Below are 17,034 nucleotides of genomic sequence, written 5' to 3'. Positions count from 1 at the left end.
TCCCGACCTGAGTCAGGTGTTCTTTGTTTGTTCTCATACGAGCAACCTTCGGGAGGCACCGATGCAGCGCCTCGATACGCAAAAACTCGACCAGCTGCGCCAGCAGATCGCGGCGATCGAACGCCGGCCGCTTCTGGCCGACGGCGCCGCCATGCTTGCGCAAAAGTCCAAGATGTCGGAGCCCGAGGGCGATCCGCGTCTTGCCGCCCTTTCCGTGCCTGGCGGCCATCTGCATGAGGTGTTTGCTGACGAACCACGCGCGAGCGGCGCCAGCCTGGGTTTCGCGCTGGGTCTGGCACGGCCACTGCTCGAAAGTGGCCGACGCGCCCTGCTCTACCTGCAGCTGACCGAGGATGTCCAGGAATTCGGCATGCCCTATGGCCTGGGGCTCGCGACTTTCGGGCTCGATCCGGACCATCTGGTGATCTGCCGGGTCAACACCCTGCCCGAATGTCTGTGGGCCATGGAGGAGGCCATTGCCTGCCGCGCAGTTGCCGCGGTGATCGCCGATATCCCCGGCCAGCCCAAGGCGCTCGACTTCACCGTCTCCCGCCGGTTGGGCATGCGCACCGCCGCCGCCGGAACCTCGGCCTTCCTGCTCCGCTACGGCCGGGCGCGCGAGGCCAGCGCAGCCCGCCTGCGCTGGCAGGTGACCCCGATCCCCAGTGCGGGGCAAAGGTTCGATGCCGCCGCGCCGGGCCCGCCCCGCTTTGCCGTTTCAATCGAAAAACACCGCCTCGGCAGCGCCAGCAAACGCGCCGAAGGCCAGCGCCTGACACTCGACTGGACAGCAGATGGTTTCGTTGCAGTCACCCCAGACCAGCCCGCAGCTCGGCCTCACCAGCCCGCGGCGTCACCTCGTCCTCAACCTGCCGCGCTGGGCGACAGACTGTCTCAGACGGGCTGATCCCGGACTGGCGCCGGACAAGCCGCTCGCGCTGTGGGAGCGCCAGCGCGGCGCCATGCGCCTGGTCGCGGTGGATCATCACGCCAGCCACTGCGGGCTCGCCGTCGGCCAGAACCTGTCGGACGCCCGGGCACTGGTGCCGGACCTGCAGCTGCGCGAGGCCGACCATGACTATATCGGCCAGGTGTTTTCGGATTTCGCCGACTGGCACTCCAATGCCAGCCCCATTGTCGCGATCCATGACGCGATGACGCCCTATGGCGATCTGGTGCTCGACATTACCGGCGTCGATCACCTGTTCGGCGGCGAAGCGAAAATGCTGGAAACGCTGACCGGGCGGCTCAGCCGGCTGGGGTTCACCGTCAGCGGCGCCATTGCCAGCAGCATCGGCGCGGCCTGGGCTTTCGCGCATTTCACCCCCGGCGCCATCGTTCCGCCCGACCAGCTGGCGGAGCAGCTGGCGCCGCTGCCCGTCTCGGCCCTGCGGCTCGAACAGCGCCAGCTCGCCGGCCTCGACCAGCTTGGACTCAAGCGCATCAGCCAGCTGCATGGCCGCGACCGCAAGGCGCTACAGGCGCGCTTCGGCACCCTGTTGCTAACCCGGCTCGACCAGGCGCACGGCCATATCGAAGAGCGCGTTACCCCGCGCCTGCCGCTGGCCGAATATTATGCCGAGCGGCGCTTTGCCGAACCCATCGGCTATATGGACGACGTGCTGATGACGACGCGCGACCTCGCCATCCAGATCGCGCTGAAGCTCGAAGCCGCCGAATGCGGCGCCCAGACCTTTCACCTGCTGCTCTACCGGGTTGACCACAAGGTGATGACGCTGTCGGTCAATGCCGCCCGTGTCACCCGCGACCCCGAACATATCGCCCGGCTCTTCGCGCATCGCTCCGAACGGCTGGGCAGCGAGTATGATGCCGGCTTCGGCATCGACATGATCCGGCTCGGCGCCAGTTCAGTCGACGCGCTGTCGAGTGCCCAGATCGGCGTGTTCGAAACCCGCGACGGCACCGAGGATCTCGATCGGCTCTATGACCGGATGACCAGCCGGCTCGGCCCGCTCGCCGTGGTGCGCACCAAATTCGTCAACACCCATATCCCCGAGCAGGCAGCGAAGCTCGAACCGGTCATTGCCCGTACGGCGGATGATCCGCATGCCCGGCCCGATCCGGACCTGCCGCGGCCGTTGCGTCTGCTGCCGCGTCCCGAGCCGATCGAAGTGATCGCCGAAGTGCCGCATGGCCCGCCGATGCGCATGATCTGGCGCCGCATCGCCCATCGCGTCGCCCGCGCCACTGGCCCCGAACGCATCGAAGCCGAATGGTGGCGCTCCGGCCAGGATCTCGATTTCCTCGGCCCGCGCGGCTATGTCGCCGAAACCCATGAAATGCCCGATGGCCAGCCCGCTGCCGCGACGGGGTTTCGCTCCGAACTGACGCTGCGCGATTATTACGTCATCGAGGATGAGGCCGGGCGCCGCTTCTGGGTCTTCCGCATCGGGCTGTATGGCGCCTCCGCCGCGCCGCGCTGGTATCTGCATGGAGTGTTCCCGTGACGGCGCGCAGCCGCCCGGGGACCGCCGCTCCGGCCTATGCCGAGCTGATGGTCACCTCCAATTTCTCCTTCCTGCGCGCGGGCTCGCACCCCGAGGAGCTGGTTTCGGCGGCCATGGCGCTGGGACTGAACGGCATCGGCATTGCCGATCGCAACAGCTTCGCCGGTGTCGTGCGCGGCTATGTCGCCCATCGCGACCTGAAAGCGGAACATCCGGGCTTTCGCTATGTCGTCGGTGTGCGCTTGTGCTTCACCGACGGCACGCCGGACATTCTCGCCTATCCCTCGGACCGTGAGGCCTATGGGCGGCTGTGCGAATTGCTGAGCCGCGGCAATCTGCAAAAGGACAGCAACAAGGGCGATTGCCGCATCACCCTCGCCGATCTCGAAGACTTTATCGCCGGCCAGTTGCTGGTGCTGCACCCAACCGAGCGCCAGCTCGACAGCCTGCCGGAACTGCTCGACCGGCTCGGCCGCCGCACGCCGGGCAATCTGTGGCTGGCCGCCACTGCCGGATTTGCTGGCGATGACCGCGCCCGCCTCGCCCGCCGCGCCCATATCGCCAGGACGGCCGGCATCCCGCTGCTCGCCACCAACGACGTCGCCTATCACGAGCCGGGCCGCAAGATCGTCCATGACGTCGTCACCTGCATCCGCCAGCACCTGACGCTGGAAACCGCTGGGCGGCGGCTCGACAAAAATGCAGAGCGCCACCTCAAGCCGCCGCTCGAAATGGTGCAGCTGTTCGCCGAGCACCCCGAGGCGATTGCCCAGACCCAGGCTCTGCTGTCACGGATCAGCTTTTCGCTCGATCAGCTGCGCTACAATTATCCCACCGAAACCATCGGCAATGGCGAGACGGCGCAGGAAACGCTGGAACGCCTGACCTGGGAAGGCGCGCACCACCGCTTCCCCCAAGGTATTCCTGATGCAGTCAAGCACAGCATCTGGAAGGAACTCTGCCTGATTGGCTACAAGCACTACGCCTCCTATTTCCTCACCGTGCAGGACATCGTCCACCACGCCCGGCACAAGCTGAAAATCCTCTGCCAGGGTCGCGGTTCGGCGGCCAATTCGGCTGTCTGCTACTGCCTCGGCGTCACCGAGGTGAACCCGGCCGAGGCCAAGCTGGTCTTTGGCCGCTTCATTTCCACCGAGCGCGACGAGCCGCCCGATATCGACGTCGATTTCGAGCACGAGCGGCGCGAGGAGGTGATGCAATATATCTATGCCAAATATGGCGGCGCCCGCACCGGGCTGACCGCCACGGTGATCTCCTACCGTTCGAAAAGCGCCGTGCGCGAAACCGCCAAGGTGTTCGGTATTTCCGACGACACCGTCGCCACCATCAATCAGTTGCACTGGGGCTGGGGCAGCGCAGCCGATCTCGAAGGCATCCGCACCCTCGGGCTCGACCCGACCGACCCCACGCTGCGCCAGATGTTCGACGTCATCTCGGCGCTCAAGACCTTCCCGCGCCATCTCAGCCAACATGTCGGCGGCTTCGTCATCACCCGCGATTCACTGCGCAGCCTGGTGCCGATCTCGAAAACTGCGATGGACAGCCGCACCATCATCGAATGGGACAAGGACGACATCGACGCGCTGGGTATCCTCAAGGTCGATATCCTGGCGCTCGGCATGCTGAGCTGCCTGCGCCGTTCGTTCGAACTCGTGCGCCAGCACTATGGCCGCGAGCTGACCCTGGCCGACCTGATGGCCGAGGAGGACGATCCGGACCAGACCAAGAAGGCGCGTGTTTATGCGATGATCCAGCGGGCCGACACGCTGGGCGTCTTCCAGATCGAGAGCCGCGCGCAGATGTCGATGCTCCCCCGGCTCAAGCCGGCCGAGTTCTATGACCTGGTGATCGAGGTGGCGATCGTCCGCCCAGGCCCGATCCAGGGCGGCATGGTGCATCCCTATCTCAAGCGCCGCCAGGGGCTCGAACCGGTCGAGCGGCTCTCGCCCGAGCTCGACGAGGTGCTGGGCCGCACCAAGGGCGTTCCGCTGTTTCAGGAACAGGCCATGCAGATCGCCGTGGTCGGCGCCGGCTTTTCGCCCGGCAAGGCCGACCAGCTGCGCCGTGCCATGGCCGCCTGGCGGCGCAACGGGCGGCTGGCCCAGTTCGGCGAAGAGTTCATCGCCGGCATGGTCAACAATGGCTATGCGCTGGATTTCGCCAAGCGCTGCTTCGCCCAGGTCCAGGGCTTCGGCGAATATGGCTTTCCCGAAAGCCACGCCGCCTCCTTCGCGCTGCTGGTCTATGCCTCGTGCTGGTTCAAGTGCCACTATCCCGATGTGTTTGCCTGTGCGCTGCTCAACAGCCAGCCCATGGGCTTTTATGCCCCCTCGCAGATCATCCGCGATGCTATGGAGCATGGCGTCGAAATCCACGCCCCCGACGTCAACCTGTCAGACTGGGTGCATGTGCTCGAACCCGCCACCCCGGCCCGCGACCGGCTCACCCGGCGCCACGCCGACATGCGGGACGACATCCACTCGACCAATGGTATCCGGCTGGGACTCAGACAGATCACCGGCCTGCGCGAAGCCCATGCCAACCTGATCACCGCGCGCCGCGGTACCGGCTATCCCTCGATCCGGGATCTGTGGCTGCGCACCGGCCTGCCCCTGCCGACGCTGGAGAAACTGGCCGATGCCGATGCCTTTGCCTCGATGGGCCTCAGCCGCCGCGAGGCGCTGTGGACGGTGCGCGGCCTCAATGGGGCTGCCGGTGCCGAACGCCTGCCGCTGTTCTCGGTGGGCAGCCGCCCCAGCCAGCCCGACGACCCGGCCGAACAGCTGCCGCTGATGCCCGAAGGCGAGTCGGTGGTGCATGACTATCGCACCCTGTCGCTATCGCTGAAGGGACACCCGGTTGGCTTCCTGCGCGACACGCTGAACCGCCGCGGCACGCTGCGCTGTGCCGATCTGCTCGACCGGCGCAATGGCCAGCTCGTCGAGGTTGCGGGTCTGGTGCTGGTGCGGCAGCAGCCGGGCACCGCCAGCGGCGTGATCTTTTCCACCATCGAGGATGAAACCGGCACGGCCAACATCATCATCTGGTCGCGCACTTTCGAGCAGAACCGCCGTGTCGTGCTCGGCGCCCGGTTGATCGCCGTGCGCGGGCAATTGCAGCGCGAAGGGCTGGTGACCCATGTCGTGGCCCGCAGCTTTGTCGATTTCACGCCGCAGCTGGTGCAACTGGCGCATGGTCATGATTTCGGAGATGCCGTGCTGGCCCGCGCCGATGAGGGGCGCACCGGCCATCCCGCCGGCCGCGATGAAGGCGAACGCCGCCGGCGCGAGATGCTGGAACGTCAGGCCCGGGCAGCGCTGCCATCGGGCCGCAATTTCCATTGAGCCTGAAAAGAGCGGACGAGATCAGCCGATCCCGTCCGGCCTGTCATTCGCCGTGCTGGGCGCCTGCCACGACGGCATGCAGATCGATTAGCCCGACCATGCGGCTTTCGTGGGTCACGATGCCGTTCAGCAGCTCGGTATCCACCGAATTGCCTTCCGGCACCGGGTGAATGTCGTCCTTGCTGACGGTGAGAATGTCGCTCACCGCATCGACCAGGATGCCGACCCATTTGTCGCCGACGCTGATCACCACCACGACGTGGTTCTTGGTCGGGGAGGTCTGCCCGTCGCCGAACCGCGCCCTCAGATCGAAGATCGGCACGATCGTGCCGCGCAGGTTGATCACCCCGCGCACGAACTCACGCGTGTTCGGCAGCGGGGTCGCCCCGTTCCACGCCCGGATTTCGCGGACCGTGGTGATTTCCACACCGTAGGTCTGCTCGCCGATCGAGAAGGCAATCAGCTGCAGGCTGTTCACCGCGGCCCCGTTGGCCGCACTCTCTTCCTTGAATGCCAAAGCTTCCATGCCCTCAGCCTTTCCTCGCCATACTGGCGTTTATACCGCCCGCTCCTAGGCGGCGCTCTTGTGACTCGCGCCCGCGGAAGACCGCAGACCCTGAACATCGACGATCAGCGCGACATTGCCGTCGCCGAGGATCGTTCCACCCGCAATGCCATCGATCGACTGGAAGTTTTCCTCCAGCGATTTGATGACGACCTGCTGCTGCCCGATGATCTCGTCGACCACCAGCGCCATCTTCAGACCGCCCTCGGCCTCGCACAGGACCACGAACCGGCTGGACTGCTCCGCCTCGGTCGGCATGCCGAAACGGCCGGCGAGATCGACAACCTGCACATATTCGTCGCGCACCTGCAGCACCTGGCCGCCGGTCGGCATGCGGCTGAAATTGCTGCGGGCACACTGGATCGTCTCGACGATCGAGCTGAGCGGAATGACGTAGGGCGAATTCGCGACCTTCACCAGCATGACGTCGAGCACCGCCAGCGTCAGCGGCAGCCGCAGCATCATGCGCGTCCCCTTGCCCGGCGAGCTCTTCACATGCACCGAGCCGCCGATCTTCTTGATATTCGACAGCACCACGTCCATGCCGACGCCACGTCCGGACAGATCCGACACCTCGGTGGCCGTCGAGAAGCCCGGCGCAAAGATCAACTGGTCGATCTGCTCGTCAGTCATCTGCTGGTCGGGACCCACAACCATGCGCTCGCGCGCAATCTGCAGCACCCGTTCGCGGTTGATCCCGCCGCCGTCATCCTCGACGGCGATCTGGATATTGCCACCTGTCTGCTCAGCGGACAGCCGGATCACCCCGACCTCGGGCTTGCCGGCTGCGGCGCGTTTTTCCGCCGACTCGATGCCGTGGTCGGCCGAATTGCGGATCATATGGGTCAACGGATCGCTGAGCTGCTCAATGATCGTCTTGTCGATCTCGGTGTTCTCACCGATCGTTTCGAGACGGATCTTCTTGTCGGTCTTGCTGCTCAGTTCGCGCACCAGGCGCGGCATGCGGCTGAACACCGTCTTCACCGGCTGGGCGCGGATCGCCATCACCGAATCCTGCAGCCCGCGCGTCGTCTGCGCCAGCACTTCGAGCCCGCGCACCAGTTCCTGGTAGCGCGCCCTGAGCGTTTCATCCATCTGCTGGGTGAGCATCGACTGGGTGATGACCAGCTCACCCACCATGTTCACCACGCGATCGACCTTGTCGAGATCGACGCGGATCGACTGCACGCCGTTGCGGCGGTCGTCTCCGGCGCGCCGATCGTCGGGCGAACGCCGCTCGCCGTCACCGGCAGCGGGAGGCGCTGCTGCGGGCGGAGGCGTCGCGGGCCGCGCCGGCTGGATCGCTTCTGCGAGTTCGGCAAAGCTCAGCGCGCCGCCGTCATCCACATTCTCGGTTCCGGTCTCGTCGGTTTCCGCTGCCCCATCAGCTTCGGCATCAGCTTGCATCGCACTCACCGCCTCTGACTCATTTTCTGCCGCGTCGGCTTCCTCGGCCACAGCCGCTATCGCCGGTTTGGCCTGCTCCTTGGGCATGACGCCGGAAACCTTCTTGATCTCCAGATCGCAATTGCCCTCGACGAACTCGAACACCTCTGAGATGTCGGTTTCCGTGGCCTTCTCAGAATTCAGCGCGATTTCCCAGGCGCAGTAGACGCCAAAGGGCTCGAAATCGACCAGCGGCGGCACTTGGCGCAATACGCCCCGCACCGAGATTTCGCCAAGCGTCGCCAGTTCGCGGAACAGCAGCAGCGGGTCATTGGCCCGCGCATACAGGTCACCATGCGGCTTGAACCGGATTTCCCAATAGGTTCCGGTCTCGGCAAGCGGCGCCTCTTCAAACGCATCGTCTTCTTCCGCCGCAGACGCTTCCGCGTCGGCGGTCGGTTCGTCTGCCGATCCGTCAGCTGCGGGCACCTCGCCCGCATCCTCATCCGCAGCGACCTCGTCATCGCCACCCAGGTTCACCATCACCGGGGTGAACTCGATGTCGAACTCTTCAATCGGGCTGCCATCGGCGTCGTTGCCAGCGGTCAGGGCGTCGAACTGTTCTTTCTCTTCCGCACCGTAGTCCGAGGCCAGTTCGACATCGTCCTTGGCTGCACCGATGAAGTCGGCAACAATGTCATTGGCTCTGATGCACAGCGACGTGACGCTCTCGGTCAGTTCGACCCGGCCGTCGCGCACATGGTCGAGCAGCGTTTCATACGCATGGGCAAAGCCGACAAGCCCCTGAAAGCCGAAGGCGCCGCCGCCACCCTTGATCGAGTGGATCGCCCGAAAGACGGCGTTCATCCGGTCGCTGGAACGGTCACCGCTTTCGATCGCGGCAAATTGCTCCTCGAGCTCGAGCAGCAACTCCGAACACTCGTCGAAATACGTCGCTTTGAAATCGTCTAGATCACTCATGGTCGAAACGCTTCGTCCTTCGTTTCACCCTGATCAGTGCACTACGCGCTGAATGACGGAGATCAGCTTGTCCGGATCGAACGGCTTGACGATCCAGCCGGTACCGCCAGCGGCACGACCCTGATCGCGCTTGTCCTGGCTGGTTTCCGTGGTGAGGATCAGGATCGGCAGCGAATTGTGCATGCCCGTCGAGCGCACATTCTTGATGAACTCGATGCCATCCATCACCGGCATGTTGATATCGGTGATCACCACATCAACCGATTCCGATTTCAGAACCTCGAGGCCCTGCTGACCGTCTTCAGCCTGCAGCACCTCGTATCCGGCGTTGGACAATGTGTGGTGCAGCATTGCCAGAATGGTGCGGGAATCGTCGACCGTAAGTACGCGCATCCGTCAGTATCCTTCCATGACACCGGCAAAGGGCTCCGCGAGGCCCAGCCGATCGATGGCAGCCACGAGCGACTCGCTGGGTGCCTTGACTTCAAAGGGGTTTTCATTGTGACGGGCCGTTTCGGCAGCACTCAGCAGCATGAAAAGGGCATTTGTTGATACCCGTTCCACGTCTGAGCCGTTCACCGTCACCCCACCACCGCTCTCGAGTGCCTCAAGCAACTGGTCGCGGATGGTGTCGAGCGCGTCGAGATCGACGATCGACGGCAGTGAAAGTGTCTTGGTTGACTTCGCCATTCTTGGCCCCGGAATTTTCCTCGGGCAAATTCGCACCACAACTGTTTAGGAATCGCTAAACATGTCTTAGGGGAGGCCCCTAGATGCGCGGAAAAGCGGACACGTTTTCTAGGGCCTGACGGTCGACCTCAGCGAGGCTGTCAGGCCGCCAGCGCGGGGTCTGATCCTTGTCGACCAGCACTGCCCGGACGCCTTCGGAAAAATCTGGTAAGCGCGACAGATACTGCGCCATGCGTAGATCGAACGCCAAAATATCCTGAACAGTGTCGAGTTGGCGGGCCGCCTGATGTGCGACGACGATCGCGGCCAGCGCCGTGGGCGACCGCACCGGGAGCGCCGCGGCGAGCTTCGATAGGGCAGGCTCGTCCGCGATGGCCGCCATGATGGCCGCAGGGTCATGCCAGTCGACGGACCGAGGGAGTTGGTCCGCCGCGGCGCAATAGTCCGCAGCGCCTGGCGCGATCGCGACCGCAGCAATGGCAGCTCTGACGCCAGCTTCAACATCTGCACCCGATGCCGCCGCACCAAGCTCGGCTTCCAATCCTTGAAGAGTCTCGAGCGGTACCACCCAGTCTGTAAGGCCGAGCGCCACTGCATCACCGGCACCCACTGGCAGGCCTGCCATCAACCAAGGCAGTGCATGCTGCTGGGGTGCCGACCGCACGATCGCATTCACCCCGACATCGGAGAAAAATCCGATGGCCGCTTCCGGCATGGCAAAGCGCGCCTCGGGCGTCGTCACCCGATAGCGGCAGTGACCGGCTATGCCGATACCGCCTCCCATGACAATGCCAGCCGCCAAGACCACGATCGGCTTGGGATAGGTGGCGATCAGCCCGTTCATCGCATACTCGGCGGAGAAATAGGCATGGGCGTCCTCGACCCGCCCGTCGATGATGGCCTGTCGCACCGCGCGCACATCGCCGCCGGCGCAAAAGCCCTTCGGGCCCCGCCCCGTGAACAACACCAGCGCGACACCATCGTCCGCCTGCCACGCGGTGAGTGTCGCCGAGATCGCGTCGACCATCTCGCGATTGAGGGCATTGATGGCACCGGGACGATTGAGGGTGATCACCCCCATTCGCCCCGCGCGGGTGATTTCGACAAGATCTGTCACGTCTATTGAGTTCCCATCCCCATGAGCCGGTGATAAATCACTGTGCCATGAAGGAAAACATTCCAGCCACCCCGCTCGTCAACGTTCATCGCACCGGCATCGCCCGTGATCTGATGGCACGCCAGGAGTCGGGCAAGCCGATCCGCATCGGCGTCATCGGCTCCGGCGAAATGGGCACCGATCTCGTCACCCAGGGCGCCCTGATGCCCGGGCTCGAGATTTCCGCCATCGCCACGCGCCGCCCGCACACCGCCCGGGCCGCCGCGCGCATCGCCTGGGGCGATGAGGAACGGGTGGCAGAATCCGAGACCGAAAGCCAGGTCACCAGCGCCATCGAAACGGGTAAGCTCGCCGTCACCTCGGTCGAGCGGCTGGTCACCAACCCGCTGATCGACGTGGTGATCGACGCGACCGGCAAGCCCGGGGTCGCGGCCGACTATGACCTGATGGCCATGGAGCACGGCAAGCACCTCGTGATGATGAACGTCGAGGCCGACGTCACCATCGGCCCCTATCTCAAGCAGCAAGCCGACCGGCTTGGCGTGATCTATTCCGTCGGCGCCGGCGACGAACCGTCGAGCTGCATGGAACTGATCGAGTTCTCGGCGGCGTTGGGCTACCGCGTCGTTGCCGCCGGCAAGGGCAAGAACAACCCGCTGAACCACGATGCCGTCCCCGACGATTATCGCGAGGAAGCCGAGCGCCGGAACATGAACCCGCGCATGCTGGTCGAGTTTGTCGATGGCTCGAAGACCATGGTGGAGATGGCGTGTATCGCCAATGCCACCGGCCTGGTGCCGGACGTGCCGGGCATGCATGGCCCCAAGGCCGATCGCGACGACATGGTGAAGGTGCTGATCCCCGAGGAAGATGGCGGGATCCTCACCAAGAAAGGCGTCGTCGACTTCACGGTGGGTAAGGGCGTCGCCCCGGGCGTCTTCGTCATCGTCGAGGCCGAGCACCCGCGCATCATCGAGCGTATGGATGACCTGCATGTCGGGGTTGGGCCCTACTACTCCTTCTTCCGCCCCTATCACCTGACTTCGCTGGAAGTGCCGCTGACCGCGGCGCGGATCATGCTCTACGGCAAGCCCGACATGGTGCCGCTGCCCGAGCCCGTCGCCGAAGTCTGCGCCGTCGCCAAGCGCGATCTCGCCGTCGGCGAGACTTTCGATGCGATCGGGGAGACCTGCTACCGCAGCTTCATTCTCACGGTCGGCGATGCCCGCGCCAAGGGCGCGGTGCCGGTCGGCCTGCTCGAGGGCGGCAAGGTGACGGCTCCGGTGAAAAAGGGCGACCTGCTGACCCGTGCCAATGCGGCACCTGATGCGACGACGCGGCTGTTTGCTCTGCGCCAGCTGCAGGACAAGATGCTGGGCGTCTGACGGGTTATGGAGGCCCGGACGCCGCTGGCGCCCGGGTTTGCGTCATTCAGCGCGGGTAGATCTTCAGCCCTTCGGCCACCGAATTCGCCACATGTTCGCGCGTGATGACACCGGCGACATCAGCGGCGCGCGGCACGCCATGGCCGCTGACCACCACCGCCATGATGGCGTTCTTGCGCCACATGCGCTCGATGATGTCAGACGCCACGAACTCTTCGCCAACGATGGTGAAATCGCGGCTCGCGACATCGCCCAGGGTGACGCCGGTCTCGGTGCTCTCCAGCCCGCGCCGCAGCCCGGTATTGACCCGGATGACACCGAACAGCTGGTCGCCCTTCACCACCACGACATAGCGCAACCGGCCTTCGGCCTCATGTTCACGCAGGAAGGCGTCGAAGCTGGACTCGGCCGGCAGCACCAGCACGTCCTTGTCCATCACCTCGCGGGCATGCTTGACGAGGAACATGTTGGAATGCAGCGCCTTGGGGATCGAGCGCCCGCGCCGCACCAGCTTGATGGTGTAGATGTTCTCGAACAGCAACAGCCGCCGCACGCCGACACTCGTCGCCACCGCCAGGATCATCGGCATGACGATATTGTAGTCGCGCGTCATCTCGAACGTCATGGCGACCGCAGTCATCACCGCGCCAGTGCCACCGCCGACCATTGCGCCCATGCCGATCATCGCAAAAGCCGGCACGCTGAGTTCGATCGGGAACCCGACGGCGTTCAGCGCCGCGGCGAACCCGCCGCCCAGTGTCGCGCCCATGAACAGCGACGGCGAGAAGATGCCGCCCGACGAGCCCGACCCCAGGCTCAGCGAGGTCGCCACCGCCTTGCAGGCGAACAGCAACAGCAACAGCCAGACCATATTGGTCTCGTCGTTCAGCACCGAGCCGATCGTGCCGTAGCCGACGCCGTCAACATAGTATTGGCCGAACGACACCATCAGCACATACATCATGATGCCGACCATCAGCATCCCGATGGAATGGCGCAGATAGCGATTGCCGATACGGTCGAAATTGTCCTCGGCGAAATGCAATAGCCGGATGAAACCGGCCGCTGCGGCGCCCACCACACCGCCCATCAGCGCGTAGAGCACCAGCAGCACGATGGCGCTCGGCTCCGAATTGATCGCCTCGATCGGTGGCACCGAAAACGCCGGCGCATCGCCGAAGAACCAGTGGCCGACAAAGGTCGCCGCGCCAGTTGAGATCGCGACCGGCAGGAAGGTGACGACGCTGACTTCGGGCAGCATCAGTTCGATCGCGAACATCACCCCGCCGATCGGGGTGTTGAAGGTCGAGGCGATGCCCGCCCCGGCACCGGCCGCGACCAGGGCGATCCGCTGCCCCACCGGCATCTTGACGATCTGCCCCAGCGTCGACCCCAGAGCCGAGCCGATCTGGATGATCGGCCCCTCGCGGCCCACCGAGGATCCCGAGCCAATTGCGAAAGCCGATGCCACCGATTTGACCAGAGCCACGACCGGGCGGATCTTGCCTTCCTTGTAGTAGATCGCGTCCATCACCTCCGGCACGCCGTGGCCCTTCGCCTCGGGCGCGAAATTGCTCACCAGCCAGGTGACCACCAGCCCACCGATCACCGGCGCGAAGATGATCAGCCAGCCCCAGCGGCTGGGGTCGGTGAAGCTGTCGGCGTCGTATTCGAGATTGAAGCTGCCGTTGAAGAAGACATTGTGGACGAAGTTGATCAGCAGCCGGAAGATCAGCGCCCCGAAGCCGGTAAAAATGCCGAGGCCCAGCGCCAGCAGACTGAGCGTCAACAGGCTCAGGCCCTTTTCCGGTGTATCCCCAGCCTCTTCGGCGACGGTCTGCGGCTGTGCCGTTCGCTGCGTCATGGCCTGAGCTCCACATTCGAGCGGCTGACGATCGAACTGGTCACGTGACATTCCTTTCGCACAAATCTGGCTGGTGAGAGCGCGACCTGCCCGATCGGACAGGTGGCCCGGGCGCCTCTTTGCGCCTCAAGGCCCGCCGTGTCCACCCCGGTGGCTGCGCATCAGTCGAGTGTCTGTCGATAGCGCAGCACCGCGATGGCGGCGATGATCACCAGTGTCACGACGAGGGCGCCGAGCTCTCCGGTCACGTCACCAAGACCACCGCCCTTCAGCATGACCTTGCGTACGATCCGCAGGAAATGCGTCGACGGCACCGCTGTCCCCAGCAACTGGGCCCAACCCGGCATGCCGGCGAAGGGGAACATGAAGCCCGACAGCAGAATGGACGGCAGGATGGTGAAAAAACTCAGCTGCATCGCCTGCATCTGGTTGTGCGCCGCCGTCGAGATGAGAAAGCCCAGTGCCAGATTGACGACGATGAAAAGGTTGAAGCCGACGAAGAAGGCAAGGGGGCTGCCGTCGAACGGCACGCCAAAGACCAGCCGCGCCGCAACCAGAAAGACGATGGTCTGCACATAGCCGACCACCACATAGGGCAGGATCTTGCCGGCCATCACCTCGAGCGGTTTGACCGGCGTGGCGATGAGCATTTCCATCGTGCCGCGCTCGGTCTCCTTGACGATGGCGACCGCGGTGATCATCACCATGGTCATCGACAGGATGATGCCCAGCAGGCCCGGCACGATATTAACCGAGGTTTTGCCTTCCGGGTTGTAGGCGCGGTGAACGACAACCGAAAAAGGCGGGGGCTTGGCGCTGACGGCCAGCGCACCACTCAGCGCTTCGCGGATAGCGACCGCGATGATGCCGTTCAATGCACCCACGGCACCGCCGGTCGCCGAGGGGTCGGACGCGTCCGCAGCGACCAGAATCTCCGGGGCCCGGCCGCGGACCACGTCGCGCTCGAAATCGGGTGGGAAGACCACGACGAAATTGGCCGCGCCCTGCCGCAGCGCCTCTTCGCCCGCAGCCCCATTGTCGACCGCGCCGCGAAAATCGAAATAGCTCGAGTTCTGCATGGCCGCGATCACGGCGCGGGTCACGGGTCCATTGTCGCCTACCTCCACCAGGGTCGGCAGATGCCGCGGGTCGGAATTGATGGCGAAGCCGAACAGCATCAGTTGCACGATCGGCAGGGCGATCATCATTGCAAAGGTGATGCGGTCGCGCCGCATCTGGATGAACTCCTTGGTCAGCACGGCGCCGAAGCGGCGCAGGGACAGCGCACTCATGCCGCCGCCTCGCCATCTCGGGAGAAATTGTCGCGCGACCCGGCCATCAGATAGATGAAGGCCTCTTCGAGCCCGGCCTCCTCGCGCCGCCAGCGCTGCGGCCCGGCCGCATTCAACCGCTCGGCGAGCGCATCGAGCGCCGGCTTGTCGGTGCCTGAGACATGTAGCACGGTGCCGAACCGCGCCACCTGCGCCGCCGCCGGCTCCTGCTTCAACCGCGTTTCGAGCGCTGCAAGATCGGGCCCGTCGACCCGCCAGGTTTCGAGACCGACCATCTTCGGAATCTCGGCGGACGGCCCGTCGATCAGCTTCTTGCCATAAGCGATATAGGTGATGAAATCGCACTGTACGGCCTCGTCCATATAGTGCGTCGAGACCAGCACGGTGACGCCCTCGGCGGAGAGCCGCCGGATCTCGTCCCAGAAGTCGCGCCGGGCCTTGGGGTCGACGCCCGCCGTCGGCTCGTCGAGGAGCAGCAGGCTGGGCGAATGCAGCAGGCAGGCGGCGAGCGCCAGCCGCTGCTTCCAGCCGCCCGACAGTGTGCCGGCCAGCTGTTTCGCGCGATCCGCCAGGCCAAGATCTTCAAGGGCGGTATCCACACGCGCGCGGCGGTTGTCGAGCCGATACATGCGCGCCACGAAATCGAGGTTCTCGCGGATCGACAGGTCCTCGTAGAGCGAGAACTTCTGCGTCATGTAGCCGACTTCCTGCTTGATCTGCTCGGGCTCGTTGCGCACGTCGAAACCGAGGCAGGTGCCCTGCCCCGCATCCGCCGTCAGCAGGCCGCACAGCATGCGGATCGTCGTCGTCTTGCCCGACCCGTTGGGGCCGAGAAAACCGTAGATCGCGCCCTTCGGCACCCGGATATCGAAGTCATCGACCACCAGCTTGTCGCCGAACCGCTTGGTGAGCCCAGTGACGTCGATCACCGCGGCATCGGCAGGCGGTTGATCGGCCGCGCTCATTCGGGCGTCTCGATGGTCACCGGCTGGCCCGGAGGCAAGGCCGCCTCGCCGTCCAGCACCGCCTCGACCAGAAAGCTCAGCCGCTGCCGCTCGCTGCGCGAATAGATCACCGGCGGCGTGAACTGCGGCTCGGACGCGAATCGGGTCACGGTGGCGGCGATACCTTCGGCACAGCCGTCGCAACGCACATCCACCCGGTCCCCGAGCGCGAATGAAGGCCGGTCGGCCTCAGGCATGTAAAACTTGACCTTGAGGGCATGCACGGGCAGCAGCGCCACCACCGGCGCTCCGGCCGCACCGACCTCTCCGGCATCGAAGAACACCTGCTCGACGCGTCCCGCCTGCGGCGCCAGCACCGTGCGCTCGTCCAGATCGGAGCGGGCCTTGTCGGCATCGGCCCGGGCGGCCACCAGATTGGCTTCGGCCTGGGCACGCTGCGCAGCGCGCGCCGGTAGTTCAGAAACCTTCAACTGCGCCGCGAGTTGGCGCACCTGGGCATCGGCGCTGGCCAGCGTCGCGCGGGCCTGATCGAGCTTGGCCTGGGGCACGAGGCCCTCGTCGAACAGCTTTGCCGTGCGGGTCGCCGTTTCACGCGCCAGCGTCTGCTCGGCCTCGGCCCGGGCCAGCGAGGCGCGCACCACGGCCAGTTCGTCCTCGCGTTCGCCCGTCGCGAGGTTCTCGAGGCTGGCTTCCGCCGCAATCACCCGGGCTTCCGCGCCGCGGAGTACGGCGAGCTGCTGGGTGTACCTGAGCGAAAACAGCAGCGCCCCTTCCGCCACCACGTCGCCGTCGGTCACGGCAATCGCGTCGATCACGCCGCCGCTGGCGGACGCGACATAAAGATAATCGGCTTCGACATAGCCGCTGTACTGTGGTGGCGCGGTGCCGCCGAAACCCGGCACCACCAGCGCGACAAGCGACACGAAAAAGGAAATGACTGCATCCATCGTCCGGCC

Annotated in this window: 13 protein-coding genes; 4 read left to right on the top strand and 9 right to left on the bottom strand. The window is 65.0% G+C overall.

The window, feature by feature from the left end; translation table 11 throughout:
* Positions 1-61: 61 nt before the first annotated feature.
* From ACN0TK_RS01890 to ACN0TK_RS01880, 3 genes are read left to right on the top strand one after another with little or no spacing between them, the layout of a single operon-like run.
* Complete coding sequence (locus ACN0TK_RS01890; protein ID WP_417307734.1) at positions 62-907, top strand: ImuA family protein; 846 nt, start codon at positions 62-64, stop codon at positions 905-907.
* Positions 804-2,468 (top strand): Y-family DNA polymerase, encoded by a 1,665-nt coding sequence (locus tag ACN0TK_RS01885; protein ID WP_417307733.1) that lies wholly within the window; start codon positions 804-806, stop codon positions 2,466-2,468. Before ACN0TK_RS01890 ends, ACN0TK_RS01885 begins: the two co-directional genes overlap by 104 nt.
* Entirely contained in the window at positions 2,465-5,833 is a 3,369-nt protein-coding gene (locus ACN0TK_RS01880) for an error-prone DNA polymerase (protein ID WP_417307732.1), read from the top strand. The genes ACN0TK_RS01885 and ACN0TK_RS01880 overlap by 4 nt, the downstream gene beginning before the upstream one ends.
* Positions 5,834-5,876: 43 nt before the next feature.
* Here ACN0TK_RS01880 and ACN0TK_RS01875 read toward each other — a convergent pair whose 3' ends face one another.
* From ACN0TK_RS01875 to ACN0TK_RS01855, 5 genes are all read right to left on the bottom strand, one after another.
* Entirely contained in the window at positions 5,877-6,359 is a 483-nt protein-coding gene (locus ACN0TK_RS01875; RefSeq protein WP_417307731.1) for a chemotaxis protein CheW, read from the bottom strand.
* Positions 6,360-6,404: 45 nt separating this feature from the next.
* On the bottom strand, positions 6,405-8,765 hold the full coding sequence (locus ACN0TK_RS01870) for a chemotaxis protein CheW (RefSeq protein ID WP_417307730.1): 2,361 nt from the start codon (positions 8,763-8,765) through the stop codon (positions 6,405-6,407).
* 33 nt (positions 8,766-8,798) lie between these two features.
* On the bottom strand, positions 8,799-9,158 hold the full coding sequence (locus ACN0TK_RS01865; protein ID WP_417307729.1) for a response regulator: 360 nt from the start codon (positions 9,156-9,158) through the stop codon (positions 8,799-8,801).
* 3 nt (positions 9,159-9,161) lie between these two features.
* Entirely contained in the window at positions 9,162-9,455 is a 294-nt protein-coding gene (locus ACN0TK_RS01860) for an STAS domain-containing protein (RefSeq protein WP_417307728.1), read from the bottom strand.
* Positions 9,456-9,534: 79 nt separating this feature from the next.
* Positions 9,535-10,572, bottom strand: a complete 1,038-nt coding sequence (locus ACN0TK_RS01855) for an enoyl-CoA hydratase/isomerase family protein (RefSeq protein WP_417307727.1) — start codon at positions 10,570-10,572, stop codon at positions 9,535-9,537.
* A 47-nt stretch (positions 10,573-10,619) separates the two neighbouring features.
* Between ACN0TK_RS01855 and ACN0TK_RS01850 the strand changes: the two genes are divergently transcribed.
* Complete coding sequence (locus tag ACN0TK_RS01850; protein ID WP_417307726.1) at positions 10,620-11,957, top strand: NAD(P)H-dependent oxidoreductase; 1,338 nt, start codon at positions 10,620-10,622, stop codon at positions 11,955-11,957.
* Between the two features lie 46 nt (positions 11,958-12,003).
* Here ACN0TK_RS01850 and ACN0TK_RS01845 read toward each other — a convergent pair whose 3' ends face one another.
* The 4 genes from ACN0TK_RS01845 to ACN0TK_RS01830 all read right to left on the bottom strand — a co-directional run bounded on the left by ACN0TK_RS01845 (position 12,004) and on the right by ACN0TK_RS01830 (position 17,025).
* Entirely contained in the window at positions 12,004-13,821 is a 1,818-nt protein-coding gene (locus ACN0TK_RS01845) for a chloride channel protein (protein WP_417307725.1), read from the bottom strand.
* 161 nt (positions 13,822-13,982) lie between these two features.
* Positions 13,983-15,113, bottom strand: a complete 1,131-nt coding sequence (locus ACN0TK_RS01840; protein ID WP_417307724.1) for an ABC transporter permease — start codon at positions 15,111-15,113, stop codon at positions 13,983-13,985.
* Positions 15,110-16,078, bottom strand: a complete 969-nt coding sequence (locus ACN0TK_RS01835) for an ABC transporter ATP-binding protein (RefSeq protein ID WP_417307723.1) — start codon at positions 16,076-16,078, stop codon at positions 15,110-15,112. The genes ACN0TK_RS01840 and ACN0TK_RS01835 overlap by 4 nt, the downstream gene beginning before the upstream one ends.
* Positions 16,075-17,025 carry an HlyD family secretion protein gene (locus tag ACN0TK_RS01830; RefSeq protein WP_417307722.1) on the bottom strand — a complete coding sequence of 317 codons (951 nt, stop codon included), beginning with the start codon at positions 17,023-17,025 and terminating at the stop codon, positions 16,075-16,077. The genes ACN0TK_RS01835 and ACN0TK_RS01830 overlap by 4 nt, the downstream gene beginning before the upstream one ends.
* Positions 17,026-17,034 lie beyond the last annotated feature (9 nt).

The organism is Devosia sp. (genome assembly GCF_048261455.1).
Classification (GTDB): domain Bacteria; phylum Pseudomonadota; class Alphaproteobacteria; order Rhizobiales; family Devosiaceae; genus Devosia_A.
The sequence above is the reverse complement of the archived record's forward strand: the minus strand, read 5'-3'. Positions and strand labels throughout refer to the sequence as shown.

What these genes read in the sequence shown, in the direction of transcription:
- ACN0TK_RS01890 (WP_417307734.1), top strand. Translation starts at nt 62, where the DNA reads ATGCAGCGCCTCGATACGCAAAAACTCGACCAGCTGCGCCAGCAGATC.
- ACN0TK_RS01875 (WP_417307731.1), bottom strand. Translation starts at nt 6,359, where the DNA reads ATGGAAGCTTTGGCATTCAAGGAAGAGAGTGCGGCCAACGGGGCCGCG.
- ACN0TK_RS01870 (WP_417307730.1), bottom strand. Translation starts at nt 8,765, where the DNA reads ATGAGTGATCTAGACGATTTCAAAGCGACGTATTTCGACGAGTGTTCG.
- ACN0TK_RS01865 (WP_417307729.1), bottom strand. Translation starts at nt 9,158, where the DNA reads ATGCGCGTACTTACGGTCGACGATTCCCGCACCATTCTGGCAATGCTG.
- ACN0TK_RS01860 (WP_417307728.1), bottom strand. Translation starts at nt 9,455, where the DNA reads ATGGCGAAGTCAACCAAGACACTTTCACTGCCGTCGATCGTCGATCTC.
- ACN0TK_RS01850 (WP_417307726.1), top strand. Translation starts at nt 10,620, where the DNA reads ATGAAGGAAAACATTCCAGCCACCCCGCTCGTCAACGTTCATCGCACC.
- ACN0TK_RS01845 (WP_417307725.1), bottom strand. Translation starts at nt 13,821, where the DNA reads ATGACGCAGCGAACGGCACAGCCGCAGACCGTCGCCGAAGAGGCTGGG.
- ACN0TK_RS01840 (WP_417307724.1), bottom strand. Translation starts at nt 15,113, where the DNA reads ATGAGTGCGCTGTCCCTGCGCCGCTTCGGCGCCGTGCTGACCAAGGAG.
- ACN0TK_RS01835 (WP_417307723.1), bottom strand. Translation starts at nt 16,078, where the DNA reads ATGAGCGCGGCCGATCAACCGCCTGCCGATGCCGCGGTGATCGACGTC.
- ACN0TK_RS01830 (WP_417307722.1), bottom strand. Translation starts at nt 17,025, where the DNA reads ATGGATGCAGTCATTTCCTTTTTCGTGTCGCTTGTCGCGCTGGTGGTG.